Genomic DNA, 16,650 nt, shown 5'->3' with positions numbered 1-16,650 from the left:
GGCGATGGCGACCAAGCTTGACTAGGGTTAAGGCTAAGTAGTTATTCCAAAAGTGAGGAGTCGCCTAGTCAATGGATGTCACCACGCTCAATCAGATGTTGACCTCTGCGAAGGTGGACGAACGGCACCCGGCCGTCGTCGAACTGGGGCGAGAAACGCTCACTACCACCAGCCGCCAGGAGGTGTTCGAACGTTATGCGCGTCTCGCCGGCGGCTTGGAGCAGCAAGGGCTGGAACGTGGCGACCGGGTGATTATCCTGGCCCCCAACAGCGTCGATTGGATCATCTCGGCGCTGGGCATCCTGCATGCCGGGGGCGTGGTGGTGCCGTTGGATACCCAGATGCCCGGTGAAGACATGCAGCATGCACTGAACGATTGCGAGCCACGTTTCGCGATCACCACCTGTGCACTACGTTCACGTCTGGCGGATATCGAAGACCAGGTGACGCTGTTTCTGCTGGATGCCGAATCATCCGATAACGCCCAGGGCGAGCCCGAACCCGCAGAGCCTTGGGGAAAGTTACTGGAAGCCGAACCGATACCGATACGCGCGCAGGTGGAGGATATCGCGGCGCTGTTTTATACCTCCGGCACCACCGGCCCTCCCAAGGGTGTGCCGCTGACCCATTACAACATCGCTAGCAACGTGGAAGCGTTGCGCACCCAAAATCTGGCGGACAGCAGCGACCGCGTCCTGGTGCCCTTGCCGTTTCACCACGTCTATCCCTTTACCGTGGGGATCCTGATTCCCTTGACCCTTGGCGCACCGATCATCATTCCCTTCTCGTTGGTGGGGCCGCAGATCATCCGGGCGCTGCGCGAGGGTGACGCCACCCTGATAGAAGCCGTGCCCCGCCTTTATGAAGCGATCTGGAATGCACTGCACGAGCGCGTGGCCGGGCGCGGCAAGCTGGCGGCTGAGCTGTTTTCAGGAATGCTCCAGCTTTCGATTACCGCACGCCAGCGCTTTGGTTGGCGGCTGGGAAAACGTCTATTCGGCAAGCTTCATCAACGCATTGCTCCCCGGCTACGCCTGATGGTGGCGGGGGGCGCGGCGCTAGACCCTGAACTGGGCGCCAAGCTGCAAGGGCTGGGCTGGGAAGTGGCCACCGGCTACGGGCTCAGCGAAACCTCGCCGATTCTGACCATGAACCCGCCGGAAAGAGTTCGCCTTCAAAGCGCCGGCATCGCCTTGCCCGGGGTCGAGCTGAGCATTTCCGAAAAGGGCGAGATACTGGCGCGTGGCCCCAACGTCTTCAGTGGCTACTGGAATCTGCCGGAAAAGACCCGGGAAGACCTCGACGACCAGGGCTGGTTTCATACCGGTGATGTCGGCAGGCTGGATGAGGACGGCTATTTGTACATAGAGGGTCGCAAGTCAGCGATGATCGTGCTTTCCGGCGGCGAAAACGTCGACCCCGAACGCGTCGAGAAGGCCTTGACCGTCTCCGGGAAGCTCCGCGAAGCAGGTGTGCTCGAGCATCAGGATCGCCTGGCGACGGTGGTGGTGCCGGAGCCCGACCTGCTGCATGAAGCCAGCGGGGAAGAGCTGCGCCGGGCCGTCGAGAACGCCGTGAGCGAAGCGGCCCGCGAGCTTCCCAGCCACCACCGGCCGGGGGAGATAAGAATCACGCTCGACCCCCTGCCCCGCACCCGCCTGGGCAAGCTGCGCCGCCATAAATTGAAGGAGCTGTTCGAGAGCCTGGGTGAGGTTGACGAGACGTCCCAGGCAGCGCCCGAACCGATCACCCCGGAAGCCATGGCCCCGGAAGATCAGCAGCTACTCTCCGACCCAGCGGCGGAGAAGACCTGGCACTATCTGGCCAGGCGGTTCAATGACATTCGCCTTACCCCGGACAGCAGCCTGGCAGGGGACTTGGGGATTGATTCGCTCAGCTGGGTCGACTTGACCCTGGCGCTGCGCGAGCATGCCGGCATCGAACTGGATGATGCCGCGATTTCCCGCGTACAGAATGTGCGCGACCTGCTCAACGAGGCTGCGGGGGCGTCCGGCGCGGATGAAGCCGGGGAGGATCTGTTGACCTCGCTCGGTCAACCGGAAGAAATGCTCGATGCCGACCGGAAAGCCACGCTGGCGCCACGCAGCGCCTTGCAACGAGCGACCGGCGTGGTGCTATTGGGACTGGCGCGAGCGATCAGTTATCTGTTCATGGACCTGGAGGTACGCGGCAGGCTGCCCGCCAAGGGCAAGTATCTGATCGCACCGCGCCATTTAAGCTTGCTCGACCCCCTGGTGCTGGCGCGTATCCTCGACCGCGATCAGCTGGAATCGCTCTACTGGGCGGGCTGGACCGGCATGCTGTTTTCCGGGCCGGTGACGCATTGGTTAAGCCGCTGTGCGCGGGTATTGCCTATCGACCCCGGCGCTGCGCCACGCAGCAGCCTGGCGCTTGCGGTAACCTGCCTTGAACGCGGCCATAGCCTGGTCTGGTTTCCTGAAGGTAGGCGTTCGCTCGATGGCAACTTGCAACCTTTCAAGCCGGGCTTGGGGCTGGTATTGCGCGCCAAACCTGTGCCGGTGATACCCATATGGATCGAAGGCACTTGGGAGGCACTGCCGCCGGGGCGGCGAATGCCGAAGCGCGAACGGGTCAGGGTGGTGATTGGCGACCCCATTGATCCTGAGCGCTTCAAGGGTGACGAACAGGCAATTGCCGAGCTTGTACATGACGAAGTCGCTGCGCTGGCTAAGCGCTGATTGACATCCTCCCCCACCTTCAGCGCTAGCGCGCTTGTGGAAGGGGATTCCCTGGTCGTTACCTCCCAGGTTCCTGCTTCGCTGTCCGTCGCCTCAATGCCTTGGCATTGCCGGTCTTACACAAACTCCACAGGCGTATATTCCCGAGTGCCCCTCGGTATTGCTTCAACTCTCGGCACCGGCTAACAGCGCGGTGCCGGCTTGTAGGATGTTGCGGGCGGCATTTACGTCGCGGTCGATGCCTTGGGTGCCGCAGTCCGGGCAGTCCCAGATGCGAACATCGAGCGGCAAGGATTCCAGTACAAAGCCGCAGCCATGGCAGCGCTTGCTGCTGGGGTACCAGCGGTCGATCTGGACGAACTGGCGTCCCGCCCAATCGGCCTTGTACTCAAGCTGGCGCACCAGCTCGCCCCAGCCCACATCGCTGATGGCTTTCGCCAGAGACCGGTTCTTGACCATGTTCTTCACCGCGAGGCTTTCAGCACAGATCACTTGGTTCTCGTTGACGATCTGCCGGGTGAGTTTGTGTAGGTGGTCAAGCCGGGCATCGGCAATTTTCGCGTGGCGCTTGGCCACTTTCTGCTTGGCTTTCGCCCGATTGTTCGAGCCTTTTTGCTTACGCGAAAGCTTGCGCTGTGCCAGCGCCAGTTTGCGCGCATGACGCGCCGTATGGCGGGGGTTATTGACGCGCTTTCCATCGCTGGCCACAAACAAGTCTTTCAGCCCGAGATCGATACCCACCATCTTGGGCGTGATGGGCAGGGATTCGGCGTCCACTTTGCACAGGCAGCTGATGAAGTAGCGACCGGCGCGGTCTTGGGACACGGTAACGGTGCTGGGCGCTGACGGAAGCTCGCGGCTCCAGCGGATGTTAAGCGGTTCCTTGCACTTGGCCAGCGTGATTGCGCCATTGCGGTACGAAAACGCCGAACTGGCAAAGGTGGCGGACTGCCGCTGCTTCTTTGACTTGAAACGCGGGTATCGAGCGCGCTTGGCAAAGAAGTTCTTGAAAGCCGATTGTTGATGGCGCAGGCCTTGCTGCAAGGGCACCGAACTGACCTCGGCCAGGAACGCGGTGTCAGGCTGTTTTTTCAACTGGGTCAGGAAAGCGCTGGCGTCGTTGTAGCCGATCTTTTCCTGACGCTGATAGAACGCATCGGTGCGATAGCGCAGCACCGCGTTCCAGACAACCCGCACGCACCCAAACGTCCGTGCCAGCAGGATTTCCTGCTCGGGCGTGGGGTAGAAACGGTACTTGTAGGCGCGTTCGGTTTTCATGTCTTACAGTTTTAGTATCATTTGCGTAAGGATGCAAGGCGTCCTCTCGGGCGGCGCGCTTATATCCCCTTCCTTCGCGCTACGCGACTCAGGAAGAGGTATTACGCGCTTTTAAATAAAAAATTGCCCTGACCGGGCAGGAGAAGGTCAGAGCAATTGTAAAAGGCGTGGCAGGCCTTTTTCCTTTTCCCTGTGTGTCGCGCGCTTCCCTTCACAGGCCTCGAGGGCCTTCCATGGCCGCCACACCTTCACTGTGCACTGCATGCTCGGTAGGACTCGTTAACCTAAGTTATAGAATGCTAAATCTTCTTTGTTTTGAATTGCCTCCTTGGCTCTCTCGGGCCGCTGTTCAAGCCCCTGACCAGCCGGCGAGAATCGGCACATACACCACCAATAACAACACGCTGATCAACCCCAGCAAGTAGGGAATGATCGCCCTTGTAATGCGCTCCAGGGGCAGCTGGGTGACCGATGAAGCCACATACAGGTTGATCGCCACCGGCGGGGTGATCATGCCGATCGCCAGCCCCACCACAATGATCAAACCGAAGTGAATCGGGTCGATGCCCAGCTGGAGCACCAGCGGCAGCAACACCGGCGTCAGAATGATCAAGGCGCTGGCGGTTTCGATGAACACCCCGGTCAGCAGGATTATCCCCACCACTAGCAGCATTATCACGTAAGGATTGGTGGACATAAACAGTACCGCTTGCGCGATGGCGCCGGGCACCTGCCAGCTGGAAAGCGTCCAGCTCAGCACCGCCGAGGTGGCGATCACCAGCATGATCACCGAGGTGGTCATCGCCGAGCGAATCAGGATGCGATACACATCGCCCAGCTTGAGGTCGCGATAAACGAACAGCGATACCAGCAGGGCGTAGTTGACCGCCACCACCGCCGCCTCGCTGGGGGTGAAGATGCCCGAAAATATCCCGCCCAGAATGATCACCGGGGTCATCAACCCCCAGCTGGCACTTTTCAGCGTGCGCCAGATAGTCGCCAGAGAAAGCGGCGTGCCTTTGGGGTATTGACGCCGGTACGCCTGGGTAATCGCAATCGCCATCAGCCCTAGCCCCATGGCCAGCCCCGGCAGAAAACCGCTCAAGAAGAGCTTGGATACCGATTGCTGGGCGATCACCGCATAGATGATCATGGGCACCGAAGGCGGAATTACCACCCCGATGGTGCCGCTGGCGGCAATCAAACTGGCGGCGGAGGCCGGGTCGTAGCCTTTCTTGCGCAGCTCCGGCACCAGGCTTGAGCCCACCGCCGCGGTGGTTGCCGCTCCGGAGCCGGAAATTGCGGCAAAGAACATCCCTGCCATCACCGACACCACCGACAAGCCGCCGCGCAGAAAGCCGAACAGGGAGTCGGCGAAGTTGACCAGCCGCTCGCTGACCTTGCCCTGGGCCATCAAGTCGCCGGCCAGAATGAACATGGGAATCGCCACCAGGGCAAACGAATTGATGCCTTGGAACATCTGCTGGGTGACCACCATCAAGGGCACCCCGGCCTGGCTCAGGGCGACCAGGGAGCTGGCGCCTATCGCCAGGGCAATGGGTACGCCCAACAGCATGAAGCCGAAAAACAGCCCGAACAGTAGCAGCGTCATAACTTCGGCTCCTCAAGGCGCTTGCCATCCACAAGTAGCTCCAAGAGATCGACCAGGGCGTACCAGCCCATCAGGGCTGCGCTGAGTGGAATCACGGCGTAAACGTAGGTCATGGAGAGTCGCATCGACGCCGACTTCTGAAAGCTCTGCACCTGCATATAGCGATAGCCGATCACCACCAGCGCCACCATGAAGGCCAGCACTATCAGAGTGGCGGCAATTCGGGCGACTTGGCGCAGGCGCCCGGGCAGGGCGTCCACGGCGAAGGTCACGGCGATATGCCGGCCGCGCTGAAAGGCCAGCGTGGCACCCAGAAAGGTAATCCACACCAGCAGAAAGCGGGCGACTTCCTCCGTCCAACCCACGGCGGAGAACAACACCCGGGAAATGATCTGCAGGGTGATCACCCCGATCAACGCCGCCATGCCCAAAAAAACCGTAGGCTCGATGACGGCGTCAACGCCCCGCTCGATACGCTGCAGAAAGCCTAACAACGGTCGCGCAAGCTTGGTCACTTACTCCAGCGCCTCGCGGATGCGTGTCAGGTAGTCGCCGAACTGCTCACCGTATTTTTCGTATACCGGGGTCACCGCTGCCTGGAAGGCCTGGATATCCGGCGTTTCGTTGATCTGCATGCCAGCTTCGCGCAGATCGGCCAGTTGCTCGGACTCCATCTCGGCGTTTACCTGACGCTCATGCTCGGCGGCTTCCTGGGCGGCCTGAGCCAGCACATCCTGAGCCGCTTCCGGCAACTGATTCCAGACAGGCATGCCCATCACGAAGATCGCCGGGGCATAGGTATGCCGCGAGAGGGTCATGTAGTCCTGGGTTTCGTAGAGCTTGAACGAATGGATCACATTGACCGGGTTTTCCTGGCCGTCGATGGTGCCTTGCTGCATGGCGGTCAAGGCTTCCGTCCACGCCATGGGGATGGCATTGGCGCCCAGCTCGCGGAAGGTATCCACATACACCGGGTTTTCCATGACGCGAATGCGCAGGCCGTCCAGGTCTTCCGGGGAGTTGACCGGGCGCTCGCTGTTGGTCAGGTTGCGAAAGCCGCGCTCGGCATAGGCCAGGCCTTTCAGGTTGACCTCGGAAAGCTTGTCGAGCAGTTCCTGACCGATCTCGCCATCCAGCACGCTGTAAGCGGCTTCCGGCGAGGGAAACAGGAACGGCAGCTCGAACACCGCCATCTCTTCGACGAAATTGGCCACCGGGCCGTTGGTGATCACGCCCATATCCACGGTGCCGATCTGCATGCCCTCCAGCAGGGTGCGCTCGTCACCCAGCGAAGCGTTGGGGTAGATCTCGATATCCACCTTGCCGTCGGTGCGCTCTTCAACCAGTTCCTCGAACTTGGTGGCGGCAATATGAAAGCCATCCTGCTCGTTGACCACATGCGCCAGGCGCAGCGTGACCGGGTCCATATCGGTGAATTCGGAAGCGGAAGCCGTACCGGCCAGCGCGAGGGAGACCCCGAGCGCCAGCGTATTCAAAGCGAATTTTTTCATTATGATTTTTTCCTTGAGGAATAAGGCGATAACGCCTTGAAAGAATGCACCAAGGGAGCGAGAACGGTCAATCGGCTTTCCCGCGCCGGACTCGTCTCGCGGCTGGACACATTGCCCGCGTACGGTTACGATACGCACGCGTTGAAAAACGCAATGCGCCCGTAGCTCAGTTGGATAGAGTATCGGCCTCCGAAGCCGAGGGTCGCAGGTTCGAATCCTGCCGGGCGCACCAAGAATATCAAGGGCCTACGTTAATTCGTAGGCCCTTATTTTTTGTCTGTGACCACTCTGTGCCCTGTTCGCCCATCATAGGCATCCTTCCTCGATCTGCCGAAGGCTGACGATGATTTTCTGGAAGAACGCCCCGGGGTCATTGGTAGCGAAAATAGGGAAAAATAGAGCCCCGGGAAGGACAATCCTGAGCGCACTACAGGAACCAGGCGCGTAGGAAAGAAAACATCCGTTTTATATGCCTGCCGGTAACGGCCAGGAGCGGCCTTTTAGGTAGTGCTGATATAACGCCGCAATCACGCGCTTGTCGCGTGCATTGCCTTGTTAGTTTCCACCTTGGGCAGCGATTTCGTGCTCTGAAAAACCTGCAACAATCAGCTCAAGTGATTCATCGCAACGTTGGCAAAGAGACTTGAAATGAATTTTATACTCGCCAAACTCGTGCAAAACTCGCTTGCTCTCACTGGCGGCATCAGAGCCCCATCGATGACCTCGAACTAGAGACCTCAAGTTATGCAGTTCATGAAAAGGACTGATGAGACCATGAGCATGTTCTTCTTCGAATCCTAATCCGACCATACAGGCCTCCAGTAACTTTAACTGCCTCATCGTCGCTGATGGTTTTTGACCTAATTCTACAGCTTTTGCCTTTAGCCATTTTTGATTAAGTCCTTCAACAACCAGTTGGTCTAACGCCATGATTTCGTTTGCCCATTCATCCCTTGATGCAGTCACCGGGTAGTGAACTTCCTGAATCTGATCAGTATTTGGCAAATCCCACCAAGGGCATTTCGCTTTAATAAGTTCACGCAGCCTAGATTTTAAAGCCGGAAGAGCATCGTATTCGTCGCGCCACTGGCCTTCAAAGTCGGTCGTGAATGCTCTTTTTGACAACCCTGCTTTCGGCAATTCGTTAAACTGCTTCCAGTGCAACTGTTCCTCATAGGGAAGTTGCCGCAGGTCCACAAGATATGTATGTACTTGCCCCGCCTCGTTGATATCGTATGATTTTAAATACCAAGCACCACGGCAAGTTATGGAACGATCTTCCAGAGTATATTTTTGACGATCAGCTTTGTATTTAGAAAGCACTTCAGGTCGAAAATAAGCAGGGCTAAGTTCAAAAGGAAGATCTGATTCTGTGAAGTAGTTTACTGTCGCACCGGGAGCGCAAGATATTTCTGCTATTCGTTTGTTCTTCCAATCTTGAGCAATGAAGCTAGCATACTCTCGTTGGTCGTCATTAATTCCCCAAGTTTCTGAACAAACTGAAGAAGCCGACATTTTTGGCTCGATTAACTGCACCCCACGCGAGTAGCTACCAACCCCAGGTTGAACCGTTAGCCGCATGGCTATTCCGTCGTGCTTGGGAAGATCGCTTTCGTCTTGACCATTTCCCCACCCTGAGAAACTGCCTTTTCGATACCTCGTGAAATCGAACATTCTTAAAAGCTTCGTTCGGGATGCTGCACAATATTTATCCAACACGTTAGCTTTCACCAGGATTGCCCGACCACCTTTGAGATCAAGTACACTTATGCAATCCTCGATATCTCCGTGCTGATCTAATCTACACCATGCATTTCTTTCACTAACGTAGTGAAGGTCTAGAACCTGTATTATTTCCTGGTTAACTTCAAAATAGCTGGAGTCGCTAGTATGCCCCTCAAATGAACGTCCAAATATTATTTGAGTTGCAGTCTTTAAAACTTCGCTTCCTTCGGACTGACAAGGCCTTTCAATCCAAACATCATCTTGGCTAGCGACCAGACTCCATCCAGAGAAAGGATTCGAGCTCCAGCCCATAAGATCATTTCCGTGATCTTCGAGATTTACGTCATCCGGTACCAGCAGCGCGTACATATAGACATGGTCAAGGCTCACATAAATCAGGACATACTCATCCTCCGCCTCTTCGGAAAGGAACGGCAGAATATCGTTCTGACTACACCATTCGTCAAATGCTTCCGAATCATTCGGAGCCTGCGAAATAGCTATCAATTTTTCAGGGTTCAAAAGATCCATATGCTTACCAAGGAAACTAACGCCGCGCTCTGCGGCAAATTTGGAGCGCAGCGGAAAATATGTCCGACAGCAGCGCTTTGTTATAAGCCATTGTTTGATGTCTTTCGGAGTGGCTTTGGCAAAATAGCATCGATCTCTTCGTCGCTGAAAGTAAGCTCTTCTAATTGCTTCAGTGCTTTCGTTGCTTCTTTATAGGCTTTAGCAATGGTTCGTGGAGAACCTCGATATATCTCTGATAGCCTTTCCTGTAAAGCATCTCTGAGCTCTCTAACTTTGCCATCCTCAAGATGACCTGATCTTATGTCAGTTAAAAGAGAAAGATAGCACTCACGTATACTCCATAAATCTACTGCTGCATCAGCATGTTTTTGGGCCAATCCGCCGAGATCGTATTGCTTAACATAAGTGCTCAAGACGGTAAGAAAAAACGAAAGCACAGCTGAAACGATACCTATTTCTTTAGACTCACCAAAAACAGCAACCATAATACCGGTTGTCGTTATCGCTGATAAAATTATCTGCCATAGCTTTATTCTATTCAGCCTTGTATTTAATATGTCAGAGCATTTTTCATGTGTTTTATGTGACCATGCAACACGGCCGTAACACTCCCTTATTTGATCTTCTAGTGCATTATGTGGAGAATTTTGTTCCATATATCTCGCGCCATTTGCTATTTGCTGAGTACGGCATATCATCCGTTTCGTATTTTATTGCCTCTTTTGCAATGTTATAGCAACGAAGCGCTTTATATTCGAAAGCACCTTTGCGCCATACGTATTGCGAGCTTCCCGGTGCAAGCCAATAATTTTTATTCGAATCTTGATTCTTTAGGTACTCAAAAAAATCCCGTGTCATCCAGTCATAGTAGACATAGGATTTATCTCTGTACCCCCATTGCTTTAGAAAGTTATAAGCAAGCGTGTCGATCAGCAAGCCTCCCATAGGGACATCCCAAGTATCTTTCCATGCTCGCGCCATGCGGCATAGCCGCTTAAGATTTTTATTCCATTGCTTATTCGCGCTACTGATCTCCGAAATTTCCTCACGCGGCTTGGTCACCTTCCACGAGCCTTTATTGTTGGTATCTGGATAGGTATAACTTGAGCCATCTTTATTGATGAATCCAGGAACAATTTCGTAGCATATTCCATCCTGGAAATTTAGCTTTACTACTTGGCCATCTCCACTCACATGAGTGGTAGAGTAGGTTTTCTTTATCGAATTTTTAACTGCCTGTATAAGCGCAGATTGGCCATTGCCAATGTACCTGTCATATTTCTCATACTCAGGGTAAGGAAGCTCGACAATCATATCAATATCGCTGACATGAATGTCTGTCCCCCTGCCATAAGACCCAACAAACAGACTGTATCTCGTATCAGAGTCAATTCCTCTGAAATCAGAGTTTACTCGCTTGGTAATTTGCTTTGCCCTATATCGAACATTCGAAACTGTCGTATCGCTCATACGTAAAGCGGTACAAAAATTTGAGAACTTATCGCTGATGCTCAAATAGAACTCCTTGCTTATAACATTGATTAGGTGGAATGCTCTGATACCAGATGAACGTGTTGGCAAGGTCGAGAATGTTATCTAACGCGTCATGCATCCTATAATCCACTGATATTTCTGTATATTAATTTTTATTCAGCAATATAACACCAATCATCGTGCCCGCTGTATAACACGTATGAACGTGCAGGCATTATTTGCCAGCATGACCGCTTTGGGTCGTTAGCTGCCCCCAAGCTCAATATTGATGCCTCGCGCAGCTACACCCTCGCCATTACTTTACTGCTTGCTTTGGCCAGCCGAATCACTGAGACAAGCCTACCACAGGATAATTAAGTTGACTGAGTGCCGTAAGCTTGGGTGATCAACGCCTAACCCGCCAGACGAGCAGGATCTGCCATGGATAAGAAGGCCCTCAGCGAAAGGGATATTTGCACCAAGTTCATCACTCCCGCTCTGGAGCAGGCTGGGTGGGATGTTCAGGCCCAGGTTCGTGAAGAGGTTTCCTTCACGGCAGGGCGGATTATTGTGCGGGGGCGCTTGCATACGCGGGGCAAAAAGCGGCGTGCCGATTACCTGCTGAGCTACCAGAAGAACCAGCCCATCGCGGTGATCGAGGCCAAAGACAACAAGCACAGCCTCGGCGACGGTATGCAGCAGGCGTTGGCCTATAGCGATGCGTTGGACGTACCGTTTGTGTTTTCGAGCAACGGCGACGGCTTTCTGTTTCATGACCGCACCGGCTTGAGTGGGCAGACGGAAACCGGAAGGGTGGGATAGACAGTATCAAGCAGTGGTTGATGATGGAGTCAGGGACGTCATGGACAGTGCCTGAAATTCAGCAGCACCATGACGAAATGCTTGAGGTGTTAAAAAAGGATCTTGATAGTGCCCAAGGAGAGCGGCATGGCTCTACCACCTGAGCATCCTGTGCTTTTAAATGACCTTCGTCATCTGATTGATTCTGCACACCAGCGCACGGCGGCGGCTGTCAATGCCGAGCTGACTTTGGCAAGTGGGCAAGCGGATCAATAAAGAAATCCTGAGAGAACAGCGTGCTGGATACGGTGAAAAAGTCATGGCGCGATTGGGAAGTGAGCTGACGCGTACTTATAGACGTGGCTGGTCAAAGCGCAATCTGGCCAATATATGTCCCTCTTTTCTCAATGCTACCCTGACATCAAGATTGTGCAGACGCTGTCTGCACAATTGAGTTGGAGTCAGGCGAGCATCCGCCGTTGGGTATCATACTTTGCGCCAGTAAACAGCAAGAGCAAATCGAGTTGCTGGAGCTGGATAAAAGCGGTATCCATGTCGCCGAGTATCTTACCGTACTGCCACCCAGAGAAGCTCTGCAGGCCAAAACTGCACGAATCTATTGTGAACGCGCGTTCACGCTTGGGTAGCGACCAGGATGTTGATGACAGCGAGTCACTGGAGAGGAAGCCATGACCTACGCCGACCCCGCTCAGAGCGCCGAACTCAGAATTGCTTAGAGAACCTGCTCGCCAAATCAGCACAATAAGGAACCACCATGGCCATAGAACAAGGAATCTGGAAGCTCGCGAGCTCCTCCGGCGAGCTCCTCCGGCGAGCTGCCCGAGAAATTGCGCCCCGCGGGACTTGCTGACGAAGGGCTGCTGGAAGAGCAGATCATGCAGGATGTTTCGATTCTCAACCGGGACTGGCTGCTGATCGGCCGTCAGGTGCGGACCGCTTTCGACAAGCTGATTGATCTGATGGCCATCGACGCCAATGGCACGGTGATCATCATCGAGCTGAAGCGTGATAAGACCCCACGTGACGTGGTGGCCCAGGCCATCGATTACGCCTCTTGGGTAGTCACCCTGGTCGACTACCAGCTGATCGATATCTATCAGCAGTTCGCCGAACGCTATCATCGCCCACACGCTACCTTGGAAGAGGCTTTCGAGGCCAAGTTCGGTATCTCGCTGGACGCTGCTCCCCTTAACGAAAGCCACCAGTTGGTGGTGGTCGCCACCCGGCTCGATGCCAGTAGCGAGCGCATCATCAATTACCTCAACGAACATGCCCAGTTATCGATCAACGCCATGTTCTTCGCCGCCTTCGAGGATGGCGGAAACCGTTATCTCAGCCGTGCCTGGATGATTGATCCGGACGAGCCGGCTCAGCCCACTTCCCGGAAGGCAAAGAAAGAGCCCTGGAACGGTGAGTTCTACGCTTCTTTTGGCGACGACCGTCCATGGGAGTTGGCGCGCCAATACGGTTTTATTGCCGGTGGTGGTGCGACCTGGTACTCCAAGACCCTTGCCATGCTCTCGGAGGGCGACCGAGTTTGGGTCAATATCCCCAAGACAGGCTATGTGGGTGTCGGGGAGGTCATTGGAGAGCGATGCCGCGCGGATAGCTATTTGTTCGAAACAGCGCAGGGCAGCAAAACCCTGCTTGAACTTGCCTCGCAATCGATATATCCGCACCTTTACCGTAACCATGACGACGAACAAGCCGAGTATCTGGTGCCAGTGCGCTGGCTACATACCGTCAGCCGTGAGGAAGCCTTCAGTGAGGTAGGCCTGTTCGGCAACCAAAACACCGTATGCAAACCCACCACGCCCAAATGGTCACATACCGTCAGTCGTCTCAAGCAGGTCTGGCAGATTTAGCGTCAAGAATTGCTTAAATATCATAATGATTGATTGGTGCCATGAGGCTGATATTCAAAGATATCTCCTACCTGGCAGTCAAAGTAGCGACACAATTCCTCGACTACCTCAGGTTCTACTTAGCCAGTTTTCAGAAACATGGTTCGCAGAGAAGGAAATCGAATGGCGTGAGTCGCAAGTTGTAACGGTGCAGGGATGTTTGGATCGCCATATCATGACTTCATTGCGCATGAATCTCGTAGTGTGCCCAGCTGTTGCTTAGCATCCCATCTCGGTTACTCTACACTCGGTGTTTGCGTTCCATGAATGAAGGATAGCCGTATCAATGTTGGGATTCCTGCAGGGATTTTCCTATGGTCTCTTTATGACCTGCCTGCCCTGGCTGCTGGTGGGGCTCTTCAATCCTGGCCTGGCGCTTCCGGTGGCGGCCCCCAGCCGGCTGCAGGTGATCTTCCGCTATTGCCTGGTGGTGCCCTTCATCAGCATGCTGTTGTGGCTGACCTCCCTGTGGGGTGGTTTCAGCCCCAGCCTGCTTGGCTGGCTGGCGGGCATCGTCGCCATTCCCGTGGCGCTGCCCGTTGAGCGAGCCCTGCGTGGCTGGCTGGCCCGCCGTCGCGAGCGGCGTCGGCAGGCATTGACGGCTGCCGAGACCCGGCGTCACCGTGCCCAGCAGGAACGCGAGGCCCATGAGGCAGGCTTGGCAGTACTCGACCCGGCCAGGCCGCCCGAAGGCGCCGATGACCTGGTGCTGGCCATGTGCCGGGCCAAGCAGCGCCTGCTGGAGGTTAACCGTCCCGACCTGGCGGTCCTGGCGGATCGCCTCTACAGCCGTTATCGCCATGTGCTGGATGTCCTGGGTAGCCGTTTCCACAGTGGCGAGCTGGCCTTCGAGCGCTCGCGCGGCCTGGTGACCCAGGTCTGTCTCGGCGCGGTGGATACCCTGACCACCATGGCGTCCCAAGCGCGAGGGGTGGTCAGCGTGGACGGCGACTACGTGCGGCGGCGCCTGGCGCGGGAAGGCAAGCGGCTGAGCGAGGAGGAGCGCGCTGCCCTGGTGCGGCGCCTGGACCTGCTGGTGGAGACCGAACAGCGGCTGAGTGAGCTCTCCGCTCGCATCGAATCGGCCTTGACCGTCCTCGACGATACCGCTGTTTCCATGGCGCGGATCGAGACGGCCCGCCCTCAGGCCTCGGTCACCACCGAGAAGGCGCTGGAGGACCTGCGCCGCTTCGTCGAGGGCGCCGATCGTTACGCGCGCAAGGATTGATCAGCCGTTCGATTTATTGTGACGGCCTTCACAACGGTCTTTTTAATCGCTCAGGAGATGCCCATGACCCCGCAATCCGAAGGTGACAGTCGCCTTTCTCTGCCACCGGTGGACGAGATCGCCAGCCAGCTGGGGACGACCAAAGCCGACTCGGCCGAGCCCGATGAGCGGGACATCGACCCCGAACTCGAGGCGATGGCCGACCGCTTCGTCGAGGAGGTCCTCGCCGAAGATGAAGAAGGCTCGGTGGTTCGCCAGCGGCGTGCCGTGGACGAGATGGGCTTGGAGTTGCAGCAGCAGGCCGCGCATCGTAGCGCCATGCTGCAGACGCCGCTGCGCAAGCTGGCTCACCAAGGCGATGAGGGCGGGCCGGTGGCCAAGGCGCTGGTCGATCTTCGCGGGCGCATGGAAGGGCTCGATCCCGCTCGCCATCGCCTGGCACCGAGTGCCCTGGACCGCGTCCTGGCGATCATCCCCGGCATCGACAGCCGCCTGCAGCGCTATTTCCAGAAGTTCGAAAATGCCCAGCAGGCGCTGGATGCGGTTATCGAGGACCTGAAAGGCGGTCGCGACATGCTGCATCGTGACAACCTCACCCTGAACGATGACCAGCAGGCCCTGCGCGATATCCTGCGCGAGCTGAACCGCCAGATCGCCCTGGGCCGCTTGATCGATCGCCGCCTGCAGGACGCTATCGCCGCTCGCGATGCCGAGGATCCGCGGCGTCGCTTCCTCGAGGAAGAACTGCTCTTTCCCCTGCGTCAGCGCATCGTCGACCTTCAGCAGCAACTGGCGGTGAGCCAGCAGGGCGTGCTGGCGCTGGAAGTCATCATCCGCAACAACCGGGAATTGATGCGCGGCGTGGACAGGGCCATCAACGTCACCGTCTCGGCCCTCACCGTGGCGGTGACCGTGGCCATGGCCATGGCCAACCAGCGCCTGGTGCTGGATCGCATCGAAGCCCTCAACTCCACCACGTCGCAGATGATCGGCGGGACCGCCAAGGCGCTGCGCCAGCAAGGTGTGGATATTCAGAAGCGGGCATCCGGCGCGATGCTCGACATGCAAGTGCTCGAGGAGGCCTTCGGCGAGGTGATGGGCGCGATCGATGATCTCTCGACCTATCGTCAGGAAGCCCTGCCCCGGCTGGATGAACAGATCGACCGCCTGGCGACCCTGTCCAGGCAGGGAAATGCGTCCATCGAGCGCCTCCGAGAGGGTAGCGAATCGCAACCACAGGACGGTCGCGCCCCCAGCTGATTCTTCAGGATCGTCTTTTATCTTGTATTTAAGCAATACCGAGACTCGCCTTCAAGTGAAGCATGTTGTTACTTGAAACGAGAAGAGGCGTCCCGGAACAGTCAGCCGGGGTGGCGACGGGATAGGTCGCCACGGCAGAGCGAAGGCGTTGGGAGAAGAATCCTCGAAGACGACGACCTCCCAGGCCTCGGGCAAGTCGACGGCAGGGCATCTCGACGGCAACTCTCTATAATTGGCGGAAACAGGCCAGAGCACGAGGGCAGATTTTGCCATCACGTTCCATCCAACCCAACCCAACCAGTGGACCAGCCAGGAGAAGTTCCAGGTCGTCCTGGAGACGGCCCCGATGAACAAGGCCGAACTCAGCGCCTACTGCCGTGAGCTGCACCGCAAGGACAAGGCACTCGCCGAGACGGCGGCCCTGCTGACCTTGTCAAAAAAAGCAGAGGCGATCTGAGGTACGACTCACGACGGACGACTGGCCAGCCTCCCGGATCGCCAGCGCATCGTGACATGGTGCAAGACGCCCAGCGTGACGGTGCTCGGCTGGTCAAGGCCTGTCAGGTGATGGGCATCAACGTGCGAA

The 16,650-nt window shown here is 56.5% G+C and carries 13 protein-coding genes, 1 tRNA gene and 2 pseudogenes; 8 read left to right on the top strand and 8 right to left on the bottom strand.

Annotated elements, in window-relative coordinates; all coding sequences use genetic code 11:
- Nucleotides 1–71 precede the first annotated feature (71 nt).
- Nucleotides 72–2,720, top strand: coding sequence for an AMP-binding protein (locus GPM19_RS07130; RefSeq protein ID WP_160418326.1), 2,649 nt, complete (start codon nucleotides 72–74; stop codon nucleotides 2,718–2,720).
- 165 nt (nucleotides 2,721–2,885) lie between these two features.
- Here GPM19_RS07130 and GPM19_RS07125 read toward each other — a convergent pair whose 3' ends face one another.
- From GPM19_RS07125 to GPM19_RS07110, 4 genes are all read right to left on the bottom strand, one after another.
- Nucleotides 2,886–3,998, bottom strand: a complete 1,113-nt coding sequence (locus tag GPM19_RS07125) for an RNA-guided endonuclease InsQ/TnpB family protein (protein ID WP_160418325.1) — start codon at nucleotides 3,996–3,998, stop codon at nucleotides 2,886–2,888.
- 349 nt (nucleotides 3,999–4,347) lie between these two features.
- Nucleotides 4,348–5,610 (bottom strand): TRAP transporter large permease, encoded by a 1,263-nt coding sequence (locus tag GPM19_RS07120; protein WP_160418322.1) that lies wholly within the window; start codon nucleotides 5,608–5,610, stop codon nucleotides 4,348–4,350.
- Nucleotides 5,607–6,125 carry a TRAP transporter small permease gene (locus GPM19_RS07115; RefSeq protein ID WP_319928101.1) on the bottom strand — a complete coding sequence of 173 codons (519 nt, stop codon included), beginning with the start codon at nucleotides 6,123–6,125 and terminating at the stop codon, nucleotides 5,607–5,609. Before GPM19_RS07115 ends, GPM19_RS07120 begins: the two co-directional genes overlap by 4 nt.
- The gene (locus tag GPM19_RS07110) at nucleotides 6,126–7,121 is read right to left on the bottom strand and encodes a TRAP transporter substrate-binding protein (protein WP_160418320.1); all 996 of its coding nucleotides are present in this window, start codon (nucleotides 7,119–7,121) and stop codon (nucleotides 6,126–6,128) included.
- A 155-nt stretch (nucleotides 7,122–7,276) separates the two neighbouring features.
- On the opposite strand from GPM19_RS07110, the gene GPM19_RS07105 reads away from it, so the two are divergent.
- Nucleotides 7,277–7,353, top strand: a tRNA-Arg gene (locus GPM19_RS07105).
- 323 nt (nucleotides 7,354–7,676) lie between these two features.
- On the opposite strand, the gene GPM19_RS07100 is transcribed toward GPM19_RS07105, so the two are convergent.
- The 3 genes from GPM19_RS07100 to GPM19_RS07090 form a co-directional block, all read right to left on the bottom strand.
- The gene (locus tag GPM19_RS07100) at nucleotides 7,677–9,377 is read right to left on the bottom strand and encodes a hypothetical protein (protein ID WP_160418318.1); all 1,701 of its coding nucleotides are present in this window, start codon (nucleotides 9,375–9,377) and stop codon (nucleotides 7,677–7,679) included.
- Nucleotides 9,378–9,457: 80 nt separating this feature from the next.
- The gene (locus GPM19_RS07095; RefSeq protein ID WP_160418316.1) at nucleotides 9,458–10,033 is read right to left on the bottom strand and encodes an SLATT domain-containing protein; all 576 of its coding nucleotides are present in this window, start codon (nucleotides 10,031–10,033) and stop codon (nucleotides 9,458–9,460) included.
- Nucleotides 10,011–10,892 carry an SMODS domain-containing nucleotidyltransferase gene (locus GPM19_RS07090; RefSeq protein WP_160418313.1) on the bottom strand — a complete coding sequence of 294 codons (882 nt, stop codon included), beginning with the start codon at nucleotides 10,890–10,892 and terminating at the stop codon, nucleotides 10,011–10,013. Before GPM19_RS07090 ends, GPM19_RS07095 begins: the two co-directional genes overlap by 23 nt.
- 399 nt (nucleotides 10,893–11,291) lie before the next feature.
- Between GPM19_RS07090 and GPM19_RS07085 the strand changes: the two are divergent.
- From GPM19_RS07085 to GPM19_RS07070, 4 genes and pseudogenes are all read left to right on the top strand, one after another.
- Nucleotides 11,292–11,657: pseudogene (locus GPM19_RS07085) on the top strand (type I restriction endonuclease); the annotation flags it as partial.
- 141 nt (nucleotides 11,658–11,798) lie between these two features.
- Nucleotides 11,799–11,927 (top strand): hypothetical protein, encoded by a 129-nt coding sequence (locus tag GPM19_RS15530; protein ID WP_264766795.1) that lies wholly within the window; start codon nucleotides 11,799–11,801, stop codon nucleotides 11,925–11,927.
- Entirely contained in the window at nucleotides 11,908–12,105 is a 198-nt protein-coding gene (locus tag GPM19_RS15670) for a DUF1016 N-terminal domain-containing protein (protein ID WP_202114736.1), read from the top strand. The genes GPM19_RS15530 and GPM19_RS15670 overlap by 20 nt, the downstream gene beginning before the upstream one ends.
- 442 nt (nucleotides 12,106–12,547) lie before the next feature.
- Nucleotides 12,548–13,537 (top strand): DUF8606 domain-containing protein, encoded by a 990-nt coding sequence (locus GPM19_RS07070; RefSeq protein WP_202114735.1) that lies wholly within the window; start codon nucleotides 12,548–12,550, stop codon nucleotides 13,535–13,537.
- Nucleotides 13,538–13,557: 20 nt separating this feature from the next.
- Here GPM19_RS07070 and GPM19_RS15660 read toward each other — a convergent pair.
- Nucleotides 13,558–13,644, bottom strand: a pseudogene (locus GPM19_RS15660) (helix-turn-helix domain-containing protein); the annotation flags it as partial.
- A 218-nt stretch (nucleotides 13,645–13,862) separates the two neighbouring features.
- Here GPM19_RS15660 and GPM19_RS07060 point away from each other — a divergent pair.
- Both GPM19_RS07060 and GPM19_RS07055 read left to right on the top strand, forming a co-directional pair.
- Nucleotides 13,863–14,804, top strand: coding sequence for a cobyrinic acid a,c-diamide synthase (locus tag GPM19_RS07060; protein WP_160418311.1), 942 nt, complete (start codon nucleotides 13,863–13,865; stop codon nucleotides 14,802–14,804).
- Nucleotides 14,805–14,861: 57 nt separating this feature from the next.
- Complete coding sequence (locus tag GPM19_RS07055) at nucleotides 14,862–16,064, top strand: toxic anion resistance protein (protein WP_371829351.1); 1,203 nt, start codon at nucleotides 14,862–14,864, stop codon at nucleotides 16,062–16,064.
- The last annotated feature ends 586 nt before the right edge of the window (nucleotides 16,065–16,650 follow it).

The sequence above is a fragment of the Vreelandella zhuhanensis genome (assembly GCF_009793355.1).
GTDB lineage: Bacteria > Pseudomonadota > Gammaproteobacteria > Pseudomonadales > Halomonadaceae > Vreelandella > Vreelandella zhuhanensis.
Note: the sequence above shows the minus strand (reverse complement) of the source record. Positions and strands in the feature narration are given on the sequence as shown.